Annotated in this window: 2 protein-coding genes (1 of these 2 only partly in view); both read right to left on the bottom strand. The window is 62.5% G+C overall.

Annotation, left to right across the window (positions count from 1 at the left end; all coding sequences use genetic code 11):
- Nucleotides 1–11301: the 5' portion of a non-ribosomal peptide synthase/polyketide synthase gene (locus ACWIKB_RS27405; protein WP_475270613.1), read on the bottom strand. The gene continues 3750 nt to the left of window position 1, outside the view; 11301 of the gene's 15051 nt are visible here — the first part of the coding sequence; it begins with the start codon at nucleotides 11299–11301; its stop codon lies off the left edge, out of view.
- Nucleotides 11301–23678, bottom strand: a complete 12378-nt coding sequence (locus ACWIKB_RS27400; RefSeq protein WP_475270611.1) for a non-ribosomal peptide synthetase — start codon at nucleotides 23676–23678, stop codon at nucleotides 11301–11303. The genes ACWIKB_RS27405 and ACWIKB_RS27400 overlap by 1 nt, the downstream gene beginning before the upstream one ends.

Genomic DNA, 23678 nt, shown 5'->3' with positions numbered 1-23678 from the left:
GTCGTGACGCAGGCTCACCGCCTCCCAGGCAGCCTTGAACCGCAGCGGCTCCAGGCCTTGCACCGGAATGCACAACTGGTTGATGTACAGGTCGGCGTCCGGCGAATTCAAGCCGAGGAACAACATCCCCTGCTGCATCGGCGACAAGCGATACAAACCGTCCAGTTGACCTGCCGGCAATGGCAGCTCAGCCAATTGCACGTCACTCAAACCGTGCAGCGGCATGTCGATCAGTGCCGCCGGTTGTTGCAGCGTGCCTTCGGTGGCTTGAGCACGCAGGGCCAATTGCTGGATGGTCGGCTGCTGGAACAGGTCTTTGGGGCTTAGCTCAATCCCTTGTTGGCGCGCACGGCTGACCACCTGAATCGAGATGATCGAGTCGCCGCCCAAGGCAAAGAAGTTATCCGTCGTGCTGATGCGCTCCAGGCCGAGCACCGCTTGCCAGATGTCCACCAGCGTTTGCTCGGTGGCGTTGGCCGGTTCGACATGTTGCTGCGAAGCAGCGAACTCCAGCGCCGGCAGACGCTTGCGGTCAAGCTTGCCATTGGGGCTGAGTGGCATCTGCGCCAGCCACACCCGGTGGGCCGGGACCATGTAGTCCGGCAGGCTTTCGCCCAGCCACGTGGTCAGGTCGTCGTGCAGCGCTTCGGCCGTCTCCAGGGTCGCCGGATCGACCGGCACCAGGTACGCCACCAATTGCTTGCTGCCCAATACATCTTGAGCAACCACCACCGCTTCACGCACGGCGGTATGCTCCATCAGCCGGGCTTCGATTTCCCCCAGTTCAATCCGCAGGCCACGCAGCTTGACCTGATGGTCGATACGCCCAACGTATTCGATCACGCCGTCAGCGCGATAACGCGCCAGGTCACCCGTGCGGTACAGGCGCTGGCCGTCACCGAACGGACTGGCGACGAAACGTTCGGCGCTCAACCCGGCGCGGCGATGGTAACCACGGGCCAGGCCGACGCCGCCGAGGTACAGCTCACCGGCCACGCCGATTGGCAGCGGATTGAGGCCGCTGTCGAGGATGTACGTGGCCAGGTTGGCAATCGGTTGTCCGATCGGCACCCCATCGCGACCTTCGTCGCGGCAGGTCCAGTGGGTCACGTCGATGGCCGCTTCGGTCGGGCCATACAGGTTGTACAACCCGGCGCCCGGCAGTTTGGCGAACACTTGAATTTGCGCATCCACCGGCAGTGCTTCACCGCTGCACACAATCCGCGTCAGGCTGCTGCAACTGCTGATGTTGGCGTCTTGCAGGAAGGCCTGAAGCATCGACGGCACGAAGTGCAGCGTACTGACGTGTTGCTGATTGATCAGTGCGATCAGTTTCGCCGGATCGCGGTGATCGCCAGGGGCCGCCACCACCAAACGTGCGCCGGTCATCAGTGGCCAGAAGAATTCCCAGACCGAGACGTCGAAGCTGAATGGCGTCTTCTGCAACACAGTGTCGGCAGCGCCCAGACCGTAGGCCTGTTGCATCCACAGCAAGCGGTTGGTCAGTGCCTGATGGCTGTTGCCCGCGCCTTTCGGCATGCCGGTGGAGCCAGAGGTGTAGATCACGTAAGCGAGGTTGCTCGCCTCGTAGCTGACCTGCGGATCGCTGCTCGGGAACGCGGCGAAGTCTGCGCCGGACGGTTCCAGGCACAGGGTCTGTACGCCGTCGGGGATCGGCAGGCTTGCCAGCAAATGCGCCTGAGTCAGCAGTTGTTCGATGCCGCTGTCGGTGATCATGTAGCTCAAGCGATCACGCGGGTATTCCGGGTCCAGCGGTACGTAGGCGCCGCCAGCCTTGAGGATCGCCAGCAGGCCGACGACCATTTCCAGGCTGCGCTCAACCGCAATTCCCACCAGCACATCCGGGCCGACGTTACGTGAGATCAAGGCATGGGCCAACTGGTTGGCGCGCGCGTTGAGCTGGGCGTAACTCAAGGATTGGTCGCCAAACACCAGCGCCGGCGCATCCGGTGTGCGTCGGGCCTGGGCTTCGATCAGGCTGTGGACGCCCTGCTCCAGTGGATAGGCAACGCCAGTCGCATTCCATTGCTCGACCATCAATTGCTGCTCGGCCGTGCCCAGCAAATTCAGCTCACCGAGGGTGGCGTCGCCCGACTGCACGATCTGCTGCAACAAGGTGTCGAGGTGTTGGCTCAACTGCACGATCACCGAATCGGCGAATTGTGCGCGCTGGTAGCTGTAATGCAGCGACAGTTCATCGCTGACATTCACCGCCAGGGTCAGCGGGTAGTTGGTCTGCTCGTGGTTGTTGACGTTGCCAAAGCGCAGATCTGAAGGAGACCCCTGCTCCAGCGCCTCGGACACCGGGTAGTTCTCGAACACCAGGATGTTGTCGAACAGCGCTTCGCCGCTCTTGCCGGCCCAACGCTGGATGTCGAACAACGGCGTGTGTTCATGCTCACGCAAGGTGATGTTTTGCGCCTGCACGCTCTGCAACCACTCGCCCACGGTGAGTTCCGAGCGCGGGCTGGCGATGACTGGCAGGGTGTTGATGAACAGGCCGATTTGCTGCTCGACGCCTTTTAGCTCGCTCGGGCGACCGGAAACGGTGGCGCCGAACGCTACGCTTTCCTGGCCGGTCAGGCGTTGCAAGAGCAACAGCCACGCGGCCTGGATCAAGGTGTTGAGGGTGACTTTCTGCTGACGGGCGAACTCGCTCAGTGCACGAGTCTGCTCGGCGCTCAGGAAGCAATAACGCTCGCCATGACCATCAAGGTGTTCTTCGACTGGCTGGCGCTGGATCGCCTGGGCCAGACGCGTCGGTTCCTGCAGGTTGGCCAGTTGGCCTTTCCAGTAGCTTTCGCTGACCGCCACGTCCTGGCGTTGCAGCCAGGCGATGTAATCGCGGTAACGCCCGGCCAGGGCCGGCATCGGCTCGCCGCTGTAGCGTTGCAACACTTCACCGAGCAACTGCGAGTTGCTCCAGCCATCCATCAGGATGTGATGGTTGGTGTAGATCAAATGGCAGCGCTGGTCATCGAGGCGCACCACAACCATGCGCAGCAGCGGCCCTTGGGCCAGGTCAAAACCTTGCGCCTGTTCAGCGGCGGCCCGTTCATCGAGGGCCGTTTGCACATCGCCTCGGTCACGCCAGTCAAGCACGCTGAACGGCATGTCCAGTTGCTTGTGCACCACTTGCACCGGACGCGCCACCTGCCCTTGCCAGACAAAACTGGTGCGCAGGATGTCATGACTATCCACCGCCGCTTGCCAGGCTTGCTGGAAGCGCTGAGGGTCGAGGCCTTCGGCATCGAGGCGGACCTGGTTGATGTAATCGCCGGTCGATTGCTCGTAGAGGCTGTGGAACAACATGCCCTGCTGCATCGCCGACAGCGGATAGACATCAGCGATCTGCTGCGCGGCCACCGGCAGGCTGTCGAGTTGCACCTGGGTCAGGCCGGCCAGCGGGAAGTCCGACGGTGTCAGACCCTGTACGCCCGGGGTTACGCAATGGGCGATCAGCGCCGCCAGTTCTGCGGCGTAGTCTGCGGCCAGACGTTCGATGGTTGCCGTGTCGAAGCGCTCGCTGCTGAAACTCCAGCCAACACTCAGCTCGCCGCCATACACCTGACCATTGAGGGTCAGCCAGTTGCCCATTGGTGCGTCGAGGCTCTGCTCCAGCCCGGCGTTTTCCTGGGCCGGAGTGAAAAACGCGCCGTCATCGCCCTCGAAGCTGCCGTCGAACTGGCCGAGGTAGTTGAAGGTGATTCGCGGGCTCGGCAAGGCGCGCAAGGTTTGCTGCGCCGGGGCATCGCCGAGGTGACGCAATGCGCCGAAGCCGATGCCCTTGTGCGGGATCGAACGCAGTTGTTCCTTGATCTGCTTGATCGAGTCGCCGGGCTCGGCGGCAGGCGTCAAGCGTACCGGGAACAGGCTGGTGAACCAACCGACGGTGCGGGTCAGGTCAACGCCATCGAACAGTTCTTCGCGGCCATGGCCTTCGAGCTGGATCAGCGTCGAAGCCTGACCGGTCCAGCGCCCTATTACCCGCGCCAATGCCGTCAGCAGCAGGTCGTTGACCTGTGTGCGATAGGCCGCCGGGGCTTCTTGCAGCAACTGGCGGGTCAGGTCCTGATTGAGGCGCGTCTGCACGTTCAACGCCAGGCGATTTTGCTGGCCGGCGTCGAGGCGCTTGCACGGCAGATCGGTGCTGACATCGCTCAAGCAGGCTTGCCAGTAAGCTAACTCTTGCTGCAACGCCGGGCTGTTGGCGTGGCGCTGCAAGTGTTCACTAAAGTCCTTGAAGGCACTGGTCTTGGCCGGCAGGTTCAAGGGCTGGCCGTCGAGCAGTTGCTGATACGTGTTTTGCAGGTCTTCCAGCAGAATCCGCCACGACACGCCGTCCACCGCCAGGTGATGGATCACCAGCAACAGCCGCTGGCTGCCATCAGCCAATGTCGCCAAAACGGCGCGCAGCAGTTGACCTTGTTGCAGATCGAGGCTGCGCTGGGCGCGGTTGCCCAGGGCTTCGAGCGCGGCGGCATCGGCCACCGCTTCCTGCCACAGCAACGGCTGTTGCAGCTGTTCAATCGACTGATGTTCCGCCATCCACACATCGTTGTGCCGGGTGAAGCTCAGGCGCAAGGCATCGTGATGGGCCACCAGGGCACGCAATACTTGCTCGACTTTTTCAGCGTCCAGCGACAACCGCGGCTTGAGCAGCACCGACTGGTTCCAGTGATGACGCTCAGGGATTTCATCGTCGAAGAACTGCTGCTGGATCGGCAACAACAACGCCGCGCCGCTCACCGCTTGTTGATCGATGCCGGACTCGCTTTCCCCCACCTGCGCCACCAGCGCCAGACGTTGCACGGTCTGATGCTGGAAAAGGTCTTTGGGGCTCAGGCGAATGCCCAGTTGACGGGCGCGGCTGACCACCTGGATCGAGATGATCGAATCGCCGCCGAGTTCGAAGAAGTTGTCGTTGAGGCCCACTTGCGGCAGCTTCAGCACGTCTTGCCAAATGGCGGCAATGCGTTGCTCCAGCTCGCTTTGCGGTGCCTGATAAGCCTGCTGCGCCTGACTGGCGTCCGGGGACGGCAAGGCGTTGCGGTTGAGTTTACCGTTGGCGGTCAACGGCAGCTGCGCCAGCAACAACAGGTGCGCCGGGACCATGTGATCCGGCAGGTTTTCCTTGAGCGCGGCGCGCACGCTGTCACGCCATTGACCTTGCTCGGTCGGGCTGGCATCCAGCAACGCGGCATCGGCTGGCACCAGATACGCCACCAACTGCTGGCCGCTGAGGCCCGGCTGCGCCAGAACAACCGCCTGACGGATGACATCCTGCTCCAGCAGTTGCGTTTCGATTTCGCCGAGTTCGATACGGAAGCCGCGAATTTTCACTTGATGGTCGATGCGCCCGATGTACTCGATCACGCCGTCCGCGCGATAACGCGCGAGGTCGCCGGTACGGTACAAGCGGCCGCCGTCAGCGGCAAACGGGTCCGGGATAAACCGCAGGCAGGTCAGGTCGGCACGGTTCAGATAACCCCGGGCCAGACCGGCGCGACCGACGTACAGCTCGCCGATGCAGCCTTTAGCGACCGGGTTCAGATCACCGTCGAGCAAGTACCAGGACAGGTCCGGGATCGGCTCACCAATCGGGCTGCTGGCCTCACGTTGCAGGTCGGCCAGGGTCAATGGCCGGTAGGTCACGTGGACGGTGGTTTCAGTGATGCCATACATGTTGATCAGTTGCGGGGCCTGGTCACCAAAGCGCTCGAACCAGGGGCGCAGGCTCTTGACCTCCAGTGCCTCGCCGCCGAACACCACATAACGCAGGGACGGTTGCAGTGCCGAGTGTTCCGGCGCGCAAGCGACTTGCATCAACTGCTTGAACGCCGACGGCGTCTGGTTAAGCACGCTGATGCGCTCGCGGCACAGCAAGGCGTAGAAATCTTCCGGCGAGCGACTGACCTCGTAGGGCACCACCACCAGTTTGCCGCCGTACAGCAGCGCACCGAAGATTTCCCAGACCGAGAAATCGAACGCGTAGGAATGGAACAGGCTCCAGACATCCTGCGGGCCGAAACTGAACCAGTCCTGGGTCGCATCGAACAGTCGCAGTACGTTGTGGTGTGCCAGCAAGGTGCCTTTCGGCTGACCGGTGGAGCCGGAGGTGTAGATCACATAAGCCAGGTTGTCCGGGCTCATGACCACCTGCGGATTGGCATCGCTATAGCCTTCGAGGCCGTCGCGATCCTGATCCAGCATCAGGCTGCGCACCGAGTCCGGCACCGGCAGACGACCGAGCAGATGGCTTTGGGTCAACAGCAGGCCAATGCCGCTGTCACCGATCATGTAGGCCAGGCGTTCTTCTGGATACGTCGGATCCAGCGGCACGTAGGCGCCGCCAGCCTTGAGGATCGCCACTAGCCCAATCAGCATCTCCAGGCTGCGCTCGACCGCCAGGCCAACGCGCACGTCCGGGCCGACGCCGCTGTCGATCAGCTTGTGCGCCAATTGGTTAGCACGGGTATTCAGTTCACCGTAGCTCAGGGTCAGCTCGTTGTAGCTCACGGCAATTGCTTGGGGCGTGCGCAACGCTTGAGCTTCGATCAGTTCATGCAGGCAACGCTGGCTCGGGAAATCGGCCACCGCCGGGTTCCACTGCAACAGCGTGGCCGCGTGTTCGGCGGCGTCTTGCAACGGCAACTCGGCGATGCGCTGGCCGCAATCGGCGACGATGGCGTTCAGCAGGTTCGTCCAGTGCTGTGCCAGGCGCTGCATGGTTTCGGCGTCGAACAGGTCGGTGGCGTAGGTCAGTTCGGCCCAGACGTTATCGCTGGACTCGAAGGTGTCCAGGGTCAGGTCGAACTGAGCGGTGTGCGAGACCCAGCTCAAACCTTCAATCGCGATCTGCGGCAAACGTGCCGCGCCCCGCCCTTCCCGAGCCTGGCTCTGGTGGTTGTGCATCACCTGGAACAGCGGACTGTGACTCAGGCTGCGCTCCGGTTGCAGCGCATCCACCAGTTGCTCGAACGGCAGGTCCTGATGAGCCTGGGCGCCGAGCACGGTGTTTTTCACCTGGGCCAACAGGCTGCGGAACGTCTGCTGACTGTCGATCTCGGCCTTCAGCACCTGGGTGTTGACGAAGAAACCGATCAAGCCTTCGGTTTCAATGCGGTTGCGGTTGGCCACCGGCACACCCACGCGAATATCGGCCTGACCGCTGTAGCGATGCAGCAAAGTCTGGAACGAAGCCAGCAACAGCGCGAACAGGGTGACATTTTCCTGCTGCGCCAGGTGCTTGAGGCCTACGGCCAGTTCAGCACTCAGCGGGATGTCCTGACGAGCGCCGCGATAGCTTTGCTCGGCGGGACGTGGACGGTCAGTCGGCAGTTCCAGCAACGGCTGATCGCTGCCCAGTTGTGCGGTCCAGTAAGCCAGTTGGCGCTCACGCTCACCGGCCTCCATCCACTGCCGTTGCCACACGGCATAGTCGGCGTATTGCACTGGCAGCGCGGGCAATTGCGGCGTCAGGCCTTGGCTGAAACCGGCATACAGGGCGATCAATTCATCGACCATGATGCCCATCGACCAGCCATCGGAAACGATGTGGTGCAGGGTGATGACCAGCGCGTGGTCATCGACGGCCAGGCGCAACAGCTTGACCCGCAGCAGCGGGCCTTGTTGCAGGTTGAACAGGTGCAGGGTTTCTTCGGCCACCAGGGCCTGGAGTGCGGCATCGTCGAGTTCACTGTCGAGCGCCACAACTTGCAGATCCAGCGAGGTGTTGGCCTGGATCAGTTGCAAGGTCTGGCCCTGCTCTTCAACGAAGCAGGTGCGCAGGGATTCGTGACGGGCGATCAAGCTGTCAAAGCTGCGTTGCAGCGCCGACAAGTCCAGCTCGCCGCGCAGTCGCAGCGCCGCCGGCACGTGGTAAGCGGTGCTGGTCGGTTCCAGTTGCCAGAGGAACCACTGACGTTCCTGGGCATAGGACAGCGCCATCGGTTGCAGGCGCGGCAACGCCACAATCGGCGGCTCCTGGTTCGCCTGTTCAACACCCAGGGCGGCAACGAAATCCTGCAAAGTGCTGTGTTCGAACAGCGTGCGCAGCGGCACTTGCACATTCAACGCCTGACGCACCCGCGAGACCACTTGGGTCACCAGCAGCGAGTGGCCACCAAGTTCGAAGAAGTTGTCGCTCAAACCGACTTGATCAAGCTTGAGCACCGCTTGCCAGATCTCGGCAACGGTGTGCTGGGTGACGGTTTGCGGGGCGATGTAGGTGGATTGCAACTGACTGGCATCGGGGGCCGGCAATGCCTTGCGATCAACCTTGCCGTTGGGGGTTAGCGGCAGTTGCGCAAGGAACAACAGGTGCGCAGGCACCATGTATTCCGGCAGCTCAGCCTTGAGGCTGGCCTTGAGTGCGGCGCGCAACGCGGCTTCATCATCAACAGCCGCAGCAGCCACCACGTAGGCCACCAGTTGTGGACCGGTGGCACCGTCCTGCGCCACCACCACAGTTTCGCGCACGCTATCCAGTGCCAGCAGGCGTGCTTCGATCTCGCCGAGCTCGATACGGAAACCACGGATTTTCACCTGATGGTCGATCCGGCCGATGTACTCGATCACGCCATCGGCGCGATAACGGGTCAGGTCACCGGTGCGGTACAAACGCTCGCCGCTGAAGGAAAACGGGTCCGGCACGAAGCGTTCGGCGGTCAGCGATGGGCGTTCGAAGTAGCCGCGAGCCAGGCCTTCGCCGCCAATCAGCAGCTCACCCGGTGCGCCGATCGGGTTGAGCTCCAGGTCGCTGCCAAAGATGTACAGCGCCGTGTTGTCGATCGGTTTGCCAAGAAATGGCCGACTGTTTTCGGCGGACAACGGGTGCAATGCCGACCAAATGGTGGTCTCGGTCGGGCCATAAAGGTTCCAGACCTTCGGTGTCAGCGCGAGCATGCGTTGGGCCAGCTCTTGCGGCAGCGCTTCGCCGCCGCACAGGAACATGCGACCCGCCAGAATCGGTGCCTGCTCGTTGTCGAGCAGCATGCGCCAGGTCGATGGCGTGGCTTGCAATACGGTCACGCCGTGGCGCTCGATCAGTTCGAGCACCGCTTGTGGATCTTGATGCACGTCTTTGCCGGTCAGCACCACGCCGGCGCCGGCCAGCAGCGGGCCATAGATTTCCAGGCCAAAAATATCGAACGAGAAGGTGGTCAGCGACAGCATGCGGTCCTGGGCGCTGAGGCCCGGCTGATCGACCATGCTTGCGACGAAGTTGCACAGGGCCGCGTGGCGCACCATCACGCCTTTCGGCTTGCCGGTGGAACCCGAGGTGTAGATCACGTAAGCCAGGTGTTCGCCGTTCAGTTCCACCGTCGGGCAAGTCTGCGGATAAGCCGCCAGCCACGCTTGCGGCTGATCGAGCAGCAAGGTGTTGAGCCCCGCCGGAATCGGCAATTGCGCTTGCAAATGGGACTGGGTCAGCAGCAGTTCGAGGCCGCTGTCTTCGATCATGTACGCCAGGCGATCCTCGGGATACGCCGGGTCCAGCGGCACATAAGCGCCGCCGGCCTTGAGGATCGCCAGCAGGCCGACGATCATTTCCACGCTGCGTTCGACGGCAATGCCCACCAGCCGATCCGGGCCGACGCCCGCTTCGATCAGTTTGTGCGCGAGCTGGTTGGCGCGGGCGTCCAGCTGAGCGTAGGTCAGGGATTCTTCGCCGACGATCAGGGCCATCGCGTCCGGCGATTGTTCAGCCGCAGCGGCGATGCGCTGTTGCACGCACGGTGCTTCAGCCGTGTGTTCGACCACGCGATGCCAGTCCTGCAGGAGAGCCGTTTGCTCGGTGCTGTCGAGCAGCGGCAGTTCGCCGATGCGTTGGCTCGGCTCGTCGACGATGCCTTGCAACAGGTTCTGCCAATGCCGCGCCAGGCGCTCGACCGTGGCGGGCTCAAACAAATCCGTGGCGTAAGTCAGTTCGGCAGCGACGCCCTCGCTCGACTCGTAAGTGCCCAGAGTCAGATCAAATTGCGCGGTGCGACCTTCCCAGACAATGTCTTCGACGCTCAGTTGCGGCAGTTGCACCTGGCTTTGGCGTTGGGTCTGATCGTTGACTGCCTGGTGGTTGTACATCACCTGGAACACCGGGCTGTGGCTCAGGCTGCGTTCCGGTTGCAGGGCTTCGATCAGTTGCTCGAAGGGTAAATCCTGGTGGGCCTGGGCGGCCATGGCCGACTGCTTGACCTGGGCCAGCAGCTGGTTGAACGGCAGTTGCCCATTGATCTGGGCACTCAGGACTTGGGTGTTGACGAAGAAGCCGATCAGGCCTTCGGTCTCGACCCGGTTGCGGTTGGCCACCGGCACGCCGACGCGGATTTGCGCCTGGCCGCTGTAGCGATGGAGCAAGGCCTGGAACGAGGCCAGCAACACCATGAACAGGCTCGCGCCTTCGCGCTGGGCCAATTGCTTGAGGGCTTCGCCGAGCTCCGCCGGCAGGTTCAGGTCCAGGCGCGCGCCGCGATAACTTTGCACCGCAGGGCGTGGATAATCGATCGGCAATTCCAGCACCGGCTGCTCGCCGCCCAACGTTTCCATCCAGTAGGCGAGTTGACGCTCGCGCTCACCGGCCTCCAGCCAGTGACGCTGCCAGATGGCATAGTCGGCGTATTGCACTTCCAGTTCCGGCAGGGTCAACGACTGCCCGCTGGTGTCGGCGGCGTAGTGTTTGATCAATTCGCCGACCAGCACCTGCATCGACCAGCCATCGGAAATGATGTGGTGCTGGATCAGCGCCAGCACGTGATCGTCTTCGGCAATTTTCAGCAGCGATACCCGCAGCAACGGCCCTTGTTGCAGATTGAACGGGCGCGCGGTTTCGTTTTCGACGAAGGCCTTGATGTGTGCTTCGACGCCGTCGGCATCCAGGCCTTCTGGCAACGGTTGCAACGCGATGCTCAACGGCATCTGCGGATGAATCACCTGGCAGGTTTTCTCATCCTGCTCGACGAAGGTGGTACGCAAGCTTTCGTGGCGGCGCACCAGGGCATTGAAGCTGCGCTCCAGTGCCGCGACATCCAGCCGTCCCCTGAGGCGCAATGCGCTGGGAATGTGGTACGCGGTGCTGTGCGGGTCCATCTGCCAGAGGAACAACTGGCGTTCCTGGGCGTAGGACAGCGGGATCGCCTCGAACCCGAAGCGGGTCTCCGGGATCGGCAGGTTCGCCGGGGACACGCCCTCTTCCAGCATCTTGGCCAGGTACAGCTTACGTTTGTCCAGCGGCAGAGTGATAAAGCGCTTGGCAATCCTCAAAGCAACACTCTTGTCCATTAGACTTCCTCCATTTCGTCAAGCAGGGCTTCCAGCTTGTTCAGTTTCTGTTCATCGATGGCCCCGTCTTCGGTGGCGAGGTGAGCGACGAAATCGCTCAGGACGGGGTGCTGGAATAACAATTGCGGTGTCAGCGTCAGCCCCAGTTCAAGAGCGATGCGCGACACCACGTTGACCGCCAGCAGCGAATGCCCGCCCAGTTCGAAGAAGTGGTCGTTCAAGCCGATGCGCTCAACGGTAAGGACTTGCTGCCAGATCGCCGCGACCTGTTGTTCAAGCTCGCTGACCGGCGCTACATAACTGGCTTGCATCTGGCTGACATCCACCGCCGGCAGGGCCTTGCGGTCGAGTTTGCCGTTGGGGGTCAGCGGCAATTGCCCGAGGAACAACAGATGCGCCGGAATCATGTAGTCAGGTAACGAAGACTTGAGCGCAGTCTTTAGTCCTTCGCGCAGTTGTCGTTGTGCTTCGCCGTCTTCCAGCTCCAGTTGTGGGGCGACCACATAGGCCACCAATTGCGCGCCACCCTCGGCGTCGAGCGCCAACACCGCCGCTTCGCTGATCGCTGGTTGGGCCAGCAGCCGCGCTTCGATTTCGCCCAGTTCGATGCGGAAACCGCGGATCTTCACCTGATGGTCGATGCGGCCCATGTACTCCAGTTCGCCGTCCTCGCGATAACGGGTCAGGTCGCCGGTGCGGTACAAGCGCTCACCATTGCTCGCAAACGGGTTGGGCACGAACTTCTCGGCGGTCATGCCCGGCCGCGCCAGGTAACCACGGGTAATACCGGCGCCGGCCAGGTACAACTCCGCCGAAACGCCGTGGGGTACGGGTTGCAAATCGGCGTCCAGCAGATGACTGCTGGTGTGCTTCAGTGCACGGCCGATACTCGCCGTGCCGCCAGCCTCGCGGCGGGTCCAGGTGGAGTAAGTGGTGTCTTCCGACGGGCCGTAGAGGTCGTAGACGTGCTCAATGCTCGCCTGTTCGTACAACGTGTCCACCAGCGCCTGTTTCAGCGGTTCGCCGGCCAGGTTGATGATGCGCACGCTGGCCGGAATCTGTCCGGCGCGCTGCAATGCGGCAATTGCCGATGGCACGGTGTTGATCAGGCGCACCTGATCCCGGGCCGGCAGTTGCGGCAGTTCCAGGGCGTTACGGGCGATGATCAGCGAGCCGCCATTGGCCAGGGTCACAAACAGTTCCCACACCGACAGGTCGAAGCACACTGAGGTCGAAGCCAGCACGCCTTGAATATCGTCGCGGCTGTAGACCGACTGCGACCAGTCGATCAGCGCCATGACGTTGCGGTGGGCGATGGCCACGCCTTTTGGTTTGCCGGTGGAACCGGAGGTGTAGATCACGTAGGCGAGGTTGTCCGGCGTGACTGCCGTGACCGGAGCGCTGGCCGAATAGTTACCGAGCCAGGTTTGAGCCTGATCCATCAGCAGCACTTGCGTGCCAGTGCCGATTTGCAACGTCGCAGCCACTGCCTGCTCGGTCAGCAACACCAAGGCGCGGCTGTCTTCCAGCATGTAAGCCACGCGTTCGGCCGGGTAATCCGGGTCGAGCGGCACGTAGGCACCACCGGCCTTGAGCACCGCCAGCAATGCGATCAACAGCTGATCGGAACGCTGCATCGCGACACCGACCCGCACTTCCGGGCCAACGCCCAGCTCGATCAGCTTGTGCGCCAGTCGATTGGCCTGGCCGTCGAGTTCGGCGTAGGTCAGTTGTTCTGTGCCGAAGATCACGGCCAAGGCATCGGGCGTCGCGGCAACCTGGCGAGCAATGCGCTGATGAATGCACAGGTCAGTCGCGAAGTTCGCCTGCGCGGTCGGGACGACAGAATCCTGCAAGGTCAACTCGCTGAGCGAACGCTCCCCCGCCTCGGTCATCTGAGCCAGCAGATGCTGCAAATGCGTGCCCAGTTGTGCCACGCTGGACGAGGCAAAACTGTCGTTCTGGTAACTGAAGTGCACCGATAGCTGATTGCCAAGGCTCACCAACAAGGTCATCGGGTAGTTGGTCTGTTCATGGTTGGCCACCGGACCAAAGCGCAAGCCTTGCGGCGCGCCCTGCTCCAGGGCTTCGGAGATCGGGTAGTTCTCGAACACCATCAAGGTGTCGAACAGCGCTTCACCGCCCTGCCCGGCCCAGCGCTGGATATCCGCCAGCGGCGTGTGTTCGAACTCGCGCAGCGCCAGGTTCTGCGCCTGCACGCCTTGCAGCCAACTGGCCAGGCTCTGCTGTGGGCGCGGGCCGGCAATCACCGGCAGGGTGTTGATGAACAATCCGATCTGCTGCTCGGAACCCGGCAGGTCCGCCGGACGCCCGGCCACCGTCGCGCCGAATGCCACGCTGTCCTTACCGGTGTAACGCTGCAACAGCAGCAACCACGCGGCTTGGACCAAGGTGTTGATGGTGACTTTCGAGGCACGGGCAAACTCGGCCAGACGCTGGGTCAGGTCGGCGTCGAGCACTTGATAGTGGTCGCCATAACCGACGTTGACGTCTTTCGGCCGGGCGATGGCGTGGGCCAGTCGGGTCGGTTCTTCCAGCGTGCTCAGTGCCGCCAGCCAGAACGCTTCGCTGACCGCTGCATCCTGACGTTGCAGCCAGGCGATGTAGTCGCGATAACGTCCAGCCTGGCGCGCTACGCCTTGGCCGCTGTAGTGCTGCAACACCTCGCCGAGCAACTGCGCGCTGCTCCAGCCGTCCATCAGGATGTGATGGTTGGTGTAGATCAGGTGATGACGGTCGGCAGCGGTTTGCACCAGCACCAGACGCAACAGCGGCGCCTGGGTCAGGTCCAGGCCCTGGGCCCGTTCTTCATCGGCCAGCGTTTTCAGCGAAGCGTCCAGTTCGACTTGATCACGCCAATCCAATACACGGAACGGCACGTCGATATGGCGATGAACAACCTGCACCGGCTGCTCAAGATCGCCCTGCCAATGGAACGCCGAGCGCAGGATGTCGTGGGCGTCGAGCACTGATTGCCAAGCGTCGCGGAAGCGTTGCGGGTCGACGCCATCGACGTCCAGACGCATCTGGTTGATGTAGTCGCCGGTGCCGTGCTCCAGCAGCGTATGGAACAGCATGCCTTGCTGCATTGGCGACAGCGGATAGATGTCGTCGATCGCTTGCGGCTGCACCACCAGCGCATCCAATTGCGCTTGGGACAGCTGCGCCAACGGGAAGTCCGACGGCGTCACGCCTCGGTTAGTGCTGTCGCAGCAATGGGCAATCAGCGACGTGAGTTCTTGCAGGTAGTCATCCGCCAGGCGCTGGATGGTCGGCGCGTTGAACATCTCGCCGCTGAAGGTCCAGCTCAGGTCCAGCTCGCCGCCGAACACCTGGCCGTCAAGGGCCAACTGGTTGCCCAGCGGGCCTTGCATGTTCACTTCCTGGCCGCCGGACTCGCTGGTCGGCACGAACAAGGCCTCGTCCGCGGCATCGAAACTGCCATCGAACTGGCCGAGGTAGTTGAAGGTCAGGCGAGGTTTGGGCAGTGCTTGCAGGGTTTGCCGCGCGTGGTCGTCGCCCAGGTGCGCGAGGGCGCCGAAGCCGATGCCTTTGTTCGGGATGGCGCGCAGTTGTTCCTTGATCTGCTTGAGCGAAGCGCCAAGTTCAGCGACCGGTGTCAATTTCGCCGGGAACAGGCTGGTGAACCAGCCCACGGTGCGGGTCAGGTCCACTGCATCGAACAGGTCTTCGCGACCGTGACCTTCGAGCTGCACCAGCACACTGTCGTCACCGGTCCAGCGCACCATCACCCGCACCAGCGCCGTCAGCAGCAGGTCGTTGACCTGGGTGCGATAGGCCGCCGGGGCTTCTTGCAGCAGTTTCTGGGTCAGGGTTTTATCAAGTCGGCTACGGATCACCACCGCTTGTTGATGTTGCTGCCCGCCATCCGGGTTGTCGCACGGCAACGCGACCGGCGCGCCGTGCAACTCTTGCTGCCAATAATTGAGCTCGGCCTGCAAGGGTGCGCTGGCCGCATAACCTTGCAGCGCTTGAGCCCACGCCTTAACGGCGCTGGTCTTGGACGGCAATTGGCCTTGGCGATAGGCGGTTTGCAGGTCTTCGAAGAGGATGCGCCACGACACGCCATCGACCACCAGATGGTGAACGATCAACAGCAAGCGCTGAGTACCATCGGCCAGGTTCGCCAGCACAGCACGGATCAGCGAGCCGTCGCTCAGTTGCAGGCTGCGCTGGGCCTCGTTGCCCAAGGTTTCGAGAGCGGCCAGATCGGCGACGTCGGCCTGCCAAAGGATCGGCTCGGCCTTGTTATCGCGATACTGCGCAGACCAGCCTTCGCCCTGTTCGACGAAGTTCAAACGCAGGCTGTCGTGATGCATCACCAGCGCACCCAAGGCCTGCTGCAAAACTTCAGGATTCAGCGCTTGAGTCGGCTTGAGCATCACCGACTGGTTCCAGTGATGACGATCAGGAATCGCCTGGGCGAAGAACACCTGATGCACGGGCAGCAACGGCATATCCCCGGTCACTGGGCCTTGATCGATCAGTTGCAAAGGTTCGCCGGTCTGCACCACCGCCACCAGTGCCTGAATGGTCTGGTGCTGGAACAGGTCTTTGGGCGTGAGGCGTAAACCGGCCTGCCGAGCGCGGCTGACCACTTGAATGGAGATGATCGAGTCGCCGCCCAGCTCAAAGAAGTTGTCGCTCAAACCGACGCGCTCCAGCTTCAGCACGTCTTGCCAAATGGTTGCCAGTTGCTGTTCCAGCGCGCTTTGCGGCGCCACATAGGCTTGCTGCAATTGGCTGACATCAGGACGTGGCAGGTTCTTGCGGTCGAGCTTGCCGTTGGGGGTCAGCGGCATGCGTTCAAGCAGCAGCACGTAAGCCGGGACCATGTGCGCCGGCAACGCGGCCTTGAGTTGATCGCGCAGCGATTGCGCAAAATCTTTGCCTTGGGCATCGCCGACCACGTAAGCGACCAGGCGTTTGCTGCCGGCGCTTTCCTGAGCCACCACCACGGCCTCACGGACGCCGTCGAAGGTCTGCAAGCGCGCTTCGATTTCGCCCAGTTCGATGCGGAAACCACGGATCTTCACCTGGTTGTCGATACGTTCCAGGTAGTCGAACGTGCCATCGGCGCGTTGGCGCACCAGGTCACCGGTGCGGTAGAGCAAACCGCCCGTAATGCTGAACGGATCAGCAACAAAACGCTCCGCCGTCAGCCCCGGACGATTCAGGTAACCCCGGGCCAGCCCGGTGCCGCCGAGGTACAGCTCACCGGCCATGCCTTGGGGCAGCAGGTTCAGATCGGCGTCGAGCACGTAGGCGCTGCGATCACCGATGCGGCTGCCGATCGGCGCATAGGCCGCGCCGCACTGCACCTCACGCCCGGCCTTCCAGATCAGCGGCGTGACCACGGTTTCGGTCGGGCCGTAGCCGTTGATGATGTACTCCGGGTTCAGCGCACGCTTGACCCGTTCGAAACTCGCGTTCGGCACCGCATCGCCGCCGAAGCAGTAGATGCGCACCTGCGGCGGATTGCCTTCGCGCTCGGCGTGTTCGGCCAGTTGTTGCAGGTACACCGGCGGGAACGCGACCACGGTCACGCCGTGTTCGATCATGGCGTTGTAGGTCTGCTCCGGGGTCCACAGGCTGTCGTCGCGAATCAGCAGCGAGGCGCCGTGGGTCAGGCTGGTCAGCCAGCGTTCATGGGCGCCGTCGAAGGCGAACGACATGAAGTGGAATTCGCAGTCGCTGTCACGCATTTCATAACGCTCACCGATGGCCTGGCAATGCATCGCCAGAGGCCCGTGGGTCACGCTCACGCCTTTCGGATTACCGGTGGAGCCGGAGGTGTAGATCACGTAGGCGAGGTTGTCCGGATCGAGGCTTACCGTCGGTGCCGTGACCGGCCGTGAACTCAGGTCAAGGCGATCCAGCTCCAGCACATTCAGCATGTCTTCAATCGGTAATTGCGCCGAGATTCGCGAGTCGGTCAGCAGCAGCGCCAGCCCCGAATCCTGCATCAGGTAGGCCAGGCGTTCGCGCGGGTAACTGGTGTCCAGCGGCACATAGGCGCCACCGGCCTTGAGCACCGCCAGCAGCGCCACGATCAAGCCTTCACCACGGGGCATGGCCACGCCGACGCGCACTTCCGGGCCGACGCCTTGGGTCACCAGCTCATGGGCGAGGCGGTTGGCTCGCAGGTCCAGTTCGCCGTAGCTGAAACGCTGATCGTCGAAGATCACCGCCGTGCGCTCGGGGCGCTGCTCTGCAAGCTGCGCGAAACGCTGATGCACCGCGACATTCACCGGGTAAGGTTGTGGCTGGTTGTTCGCTTGTTGCAGGGCTTGTTCTGGAGCCGTAACCAGGGCGATTTCACCCAGGCGTCGCTCGGCGGACTCGGCAAAAGTGTCGAGCAGGTGCAGCAAATGAGCGCTGAGACGCTCGACAGTCGCGACGCTGAATTTCGCCTGATCAAAACTCAAATGCAGCGCCAGGGTTTCACCGAGGGTCACGCCAACAGTCAGCGGGTAATGGGTTTGATCCTGGTTGGCGACTTCGCCGAAGACCACGCCTTGGGCAGTGCCGTGTTGCAGGGCTTCGGAAATCGGGAAGTTTTCGAACACCAGCAACGTGTCGAACAGCGACTCGCCGCCCTGCCCGGCCCAGCGCTGGATGTTTGCCAGCGGCGTGTGTTCAAACTCGCGCAGGCTGAGGTTTTGCGCCTGCACAGCGGCCAGCCAGGCACCCACGCTCTGGTCCGGACGCGAGCCGGCAATCACCGGCAAGGTGTTGATGAACAGGCCGACTTGTTGCTCGATGCCCACCAAATCCGCCGGCCGCCCGGCCACGGTGGTGCCGAATGCCACGCACTCGCTGCCGGTGTAGCGCTGCAACAGCAGCAGCCACGCGGCCTGGACCAAGGTGTTGACGGTAACTTTCTGCTGACGGGCAAAGTCGTTCAGGCGCCGGGTACGTGCAGCATCAAGTTCGTGATGACGCAGTGTATGACCGCTTTCAGTCAGCACCTCACCGCCGCTCGCCGCCGCCTGGGCCAACACGGTCGGCTCCTGGAAATCCCCTAGCTGCGCCAGCCAGAACGCTTCGCTGACGGCGCCGTCCTGGCGTTGCAGCCACTGGATGTAATCGCGATAACGCCCCACCGGACGCGGCGGCTGTTGCCCGCTGTAACGCTGCAACACCTCGCCGAGCATCTGCGCGCTGCTCCAGCCATCCATCAGGATGTGGTGGTTGGTGAAGATCAGGTGATGACGGCTGTCGCCGGTCTGGATCAGCGTCAGGCGCAGCAGCCCGGCCTGGGTAAGGTCGAAGCCTTGGGCGAGGTCCGCAGCAGTGAAAGCGCTGAGTGCCTGGGCGATGTCGCTGCGTTCGCGCCAGTCGAGCAGTACGTAAGGCAGCTCCAGGTGACGATGGATAATTTGCAACTGTTCCTGCAACTCGCCCTGCCAGATAAAACCACTGCGCAGGATGTCGTGGGCGTCCATGGTCGCCTGCCAGGCATCACGGAAACGCTCGGCATCGAGGCCATCGACATCGACGCACAACTGGTTGATGTAAGTGCCGGTGCCCTGTTCGTACAAGGTGTGGAACAGCATGCCTTGCTGCATCGGCGACAGCGGATAGATGTCCTCGATGCCCGCGGCGGCTACGGGAATCGCGTCCAGTTGTGCTTGATCGATGTGGGCCAGGGGGAAGTCCGACGGCGTGACGCCCATGGATTCCGGCAGGCAACAATGACTGATCAGTGCTTCAAGTTCGCGAGCGTATTCATCGGCCAGGCGGGCAATGGTCGCTTCGTTGAACACCTCGCGGCTGAAGGTCCAGCGCAGGTCGAGTTCGCCCTCGAACACCTGGCCTTCAACGCCCAGCCAATTGTCCAGCGGCGCCTCGGCGCTTTGCTCACCGCCCGCACTTTCACCGGCCGGACTGAACAGCGCCCCGTCTTCGGCTGCGAAACTGCCGTCGAACTGGCCAAGGTAATTGAAGGTGATGCGCGGCGTTGGCAAGGCCTTGAGACTGGATTGCACGGCCTCATCACTGAGGTATTTCAGCACGCCGAAACCGAGGCCCTTGTTCGGGATAGCGCGCAGTTGTTCCTTGATTTGCTTGAGCGCGACCGCGAGGGAATCGGCAGGCGTCAGGCGCACCGGGAACAGGCTGGTGAACCAGCCGACGGTGCGGGTCAGGTCGATGTCGTCGAACAGGTCTTCACGACCGTGGCCTTCGAGCTGGATCAGGGTGTCGGCGTGGCCGGTCCAGCGGCAGATCACCCGGGCCAGGGCGGTCAGCAGCAAATCATTGACCTGGGTGCGGTATGCCGCCGGCGCCTGCTGCAACAGTTGCCGGGTAAAAGCCTTGTCCAATCGACTGTGAAGCACAAGGGCATGACGGCTTTGTTGGCTACCTTGCGGGTTGTCGCACGGCAGGTTCACGGTGGCGCCGCTCAGTTGCTGATGCCAGAAGCTCAGCTCCGCTTGCACCGCTTCCGTGCGGGCGTAAGCCTGCAGATGTTCGCCCCAGGCCTTGTAAGAACTGGTTTTGGCCGGGAGTTTTACACGGGCGCCCAGCGACGCTTGTTCATAAGCGAACTGCAAGTCTTCCAGCAGAATGCGCCAGGACACCCCGTCCACCGCCAAGTGGTGGATCGCCAGCAACAGGCGCTGGCTACCATCGGTCAAGGTCGCCAACACGCCGCGTAGCAACGGGCCGTTTTGCAGGTCCAGGCTGCGCTGGGCCTTGGCGTAGAGTTCGTCCAGTTCGGCGGCACTGACGTTGTCGGCAGTCCACAGCAACTCGTTGTCGGCAGCGATAACCGCCACTTCTGCACGCCCCGCGATAAAGCGCGAACGCAACACATCGTGGTGCGCCAACAGTGCATTCAGCGCTTTAATCAACGGCGCGGCCTGCAACCCTTGATGGGCGCGCAGCAACACGGCCTGGTTCCAGTGATGACGCTGCGGAATCGATTCTTCGAAGAACGTCTGCTGGATCGGCAGCAACGGCAATTCGCCGCTCACCGGGCCTTGATCGATGGTCAGTGCAGCGACGCCTTGCTGTGCCACGCTCGCCAAACCCTGCACCGTCTGATGCTGGAACAGGTCACGCGGGCTGAAATGAATCCCGGCCTGGCGCGAGCGGCTGACCACTTGAATGGAGATGATCGAGTCGCCGCCCAGCTCGAAGAAGTTATCGGTCAGGCCGACTTTCTCCAGCTTGAGCACGTCCTGCCAGATCCCGGCGATTTTCTGTTCCAGCTCACTGCGTGGTGCCACATAGGCCTGCTGCATCTGGCTGGCATCCGGGACCGGCAAAGCCTTGCGGTCGAGTTTGCCGTTCGGGCTCAACGGCAAGGCCGCGAGGAACAACAGGTGCGTGGGCACCATGTAATCGGGCAGATTATCTTTGAGTTGCACCTTGATCGCTTCGCGGATCGCGTTTTGCTCGTCGGCGGACGCTTGCACCAGCGAAGCGTCTTTCGGTACGACATAGCCGACCAGTTGCAAGCTGCTACCGCCCTGCACCGCCAGCACTACCGCATCGCCAACGGATTCCAATTCCAATAGCCGCGCTTCAACCTCGCCCAGCTCGATGCGGAAACCGCGAATTTTCACCTGATGGTCAACACGACCGACGTATTCGATCACCCCGTGGCTATTGAATCGGGCCAGGTCGCCGGTGCGGTACAAGCGTGCGCCGGAACCGGAAAACGGATCGGGAATAAACCGCTCGGCGCTCAGGTCCGGGCGTTGGAAATAACCGCGAGCCAGCAGCTCGCCGCCGATCACCAGCTCACCGATTACCCCCACCGGAGCAGGCTGACCGTTTTCATCGAGCAGGTACGTGTGGCGGCCCGGCAGCGGTTTGCCGATGGGCAGGGTCAGCGGCAACGGTTGACGCCCGAAGATGTAATCGCTGCAATCCAGGGTGGTGGCGGTCACGGTCGCTTCGGTCGGGCCGTAGGTGTTCAGCAGTTTGACGTGCTCAAGCCCAGCCTGACGCCAGGCCAGCACACCTTCCGGCGGCATCGCTTCGCCACCGCTGTGCACCTGGCGCAGCGCCGCGTAGTCACGCGGGCCGACGGCGGCGAATTCCTTGGCGATCATGTTCCAGTAGGCCGTGGTCAGGTCCATCACGGTGATGCCCTGCTCGACGATCTGCCGGTAGAGGGTTTCGCTGTCCCAAATGTCGTTACCGCGCAGCACCACCGAGGCGCCGCAGGTCAGCGGACCGAAGAGTTGCTCGCCGAAAGCATCGAAGTTGAACGTGGCGAATTGCAACGCGCAATCGGCGGCGCTCAGGTTGTAGTAATGCTGCGAGGCAAACGCGTGCTTGCTCAGCGCGCCGTGGCTGATGCCGACGCCTTTCGGGCGCCCGGTCGAACCCGAGGTGAACATGACGTAAGCGAGGTTATCCGCCCACACCGGGCGAGCCAGGTTGCTTTCATCCGGGGACATCCAGGCATCGGCCTGATCCAGGCACAGGCAAGCCACGCCGTCCGGCACCGGCAGGCGCTCAAGCAAATGGCTCTGACTGAGGATCAACTGCGTGCCGCTGTCTTCGATCATGCACAGCAAGCGGTCGCGAGGGTATTGCGGGTCCAGCGGCACGTAGGCGCCACCGGCCTTGAGCACCGCGAGAATGCCAACGATCAGGTCCAGCCCACGATCAACCGCGATCCCCACCAACCCATCGGGACCGACGCCTTGCGCCACCAACCGACGCGCCAGACGATTGGCCCGGGCGTTGAGCTGGCCGTAAACCAGCCGTTGGCCGTCGAAGATCAACGCAGTGGCGTCGGGGGTTTTCTCAGCCGCAATCTCGAACAGCTCATGCACCGGACGCTCGCTCGGCCAAGCCATGTCGTGGCGGCCCCAGTCAGCGACCAGTTGTTGATATTCGCCAGCCTCCAGCAGCGGGATTTCGCCGACCCGTTGCTGCGGGTCATTGACGATGCTGCGCAGCAGATGCGTCCAGTGTCGGGCCAGGCGTTCGATGGTTTGCGGCTCGAACAGGTCGCTGGCATAGGTGAAGGCTGCGTGCAGTTGCCCGGCCTTTTCGTAGGTGTCCAGGCTCAGGTCGAACTGAGTGCTGCGGCTTTCCCACTCGATCACGCCCAGTTCCAGACCGGTGCCGACCTTCAGCGTGGTGACATCTGCCACTTGCGGCTGATGGTTGTACATCACCTGGAACAGCGGGTTGTAGCTCAGGCTGCGCTCCAGTTTCAGCGCTTCGACCAGGCGTTCGAACGGCAGGTCCTGATGGGCCTGGGCGCCGAGGGCGGCCTCTTTAAGGTCGCGCAACAGATCGCCAAGACGGGTCTGCCCATCCAGTTGTACGCGCAGCACCTGGGTGTTGACGAAGAATCCGATCAGCCCTTCGATTTCCCAGCGATTGCGGTTGGCGATCGGCACGCCAATGCGCAAGTCGTTCTGGCCGGTGTAACGGTGCAGCAGAATATTGAAGGTGCCCAGCAACAGCATAAACAGTGTGACGCCGTGCTGACGGGCAACGCCGCGCAGTTGCTCGGCCAGTGCCGCATCGACCACGTGTTCATGGCGCCGACCGCGATAGCTTGGCAACACCGGGCGCGGATGATCCAGCGGCAGCTCCATCACCGGGTGTTCGTCACCCAATTGCGCCAACCAGTAATCCAGCTGCTTTTGCTGCTCCCCGGCTTCCAGCCAGCGGCGCTGCCACAGGGCGTAGTCGCTGTACTGAATCGGCAGCGGAGCGAAATCCGGGGTCTTGCCGTGATCATGGGCGTCATAGAAGCGGCAGAACTCATCGATCAAGACGTTCATCGACCAGCCGTCGGAAACGATGTGGTGCAAGGTCAGCAGCAGCACGTGTTCCTGCTCGTCCAGCTTCAATAAGCGCACCCGCAGCAGCGGGCCTTGGGCCAGATCGAATGGAATCAGCGATTGCTCTTCAGCCGCTTCGGCCACGCGCGATTCACGTCCCGTGGGTGGCAAGGCACTCAGATCAATGCGTTCGATGTCCAGCGGTTGCTGCACCGAGACCTGGAGCAAGCTGTCGTCGGCTTGTTGCTGGAACACCGTGCGCAGGGTTTCGTGACGCTCGATCAGGCTGGCGAACGCTTGCTCAAGCGCAACCTGATTCAAGCGACCGGTCAGGCGCACCGCCGCCGGCAGGTTATAGGCGCCGCTTTGCGGGTCCAGGTGCCAAAGAAACCACATGCGTTGCTGGGCGTAGGACAGCGCCTGGCGATCTTCGGCCTCTACCCCTGCCGGGATCGGGAACTGGGAAAAATCCACGCCTTCCTTGTGCAAGGCCGCGAGGAACATCTGGCGCTTTTCCAGGGGCAACCCGATAAACCGGCGAGCAAGTTTCAAGGAGTCTTCAGCATTCAT

The sequence above is a fragment of the Pseudomonas sp. 5Vm1k genome, from assembly GCF_056161485.1.
Note: the sequence above shows the minus strand (reverse complement) of the source record. Positions and strands in the feature narration are given on the sequence as shown.

What these genes read in the sequence shown, in the direction of transcription:
- ACWIKB_RS27400 (WP_475270611.1), bottom strand. Translation starts at nt 23,678, where the DNA reads ATGAATGCTGAAGACTCCTTGAAACTTGCTCGCCGGTTTATCGGGTTG.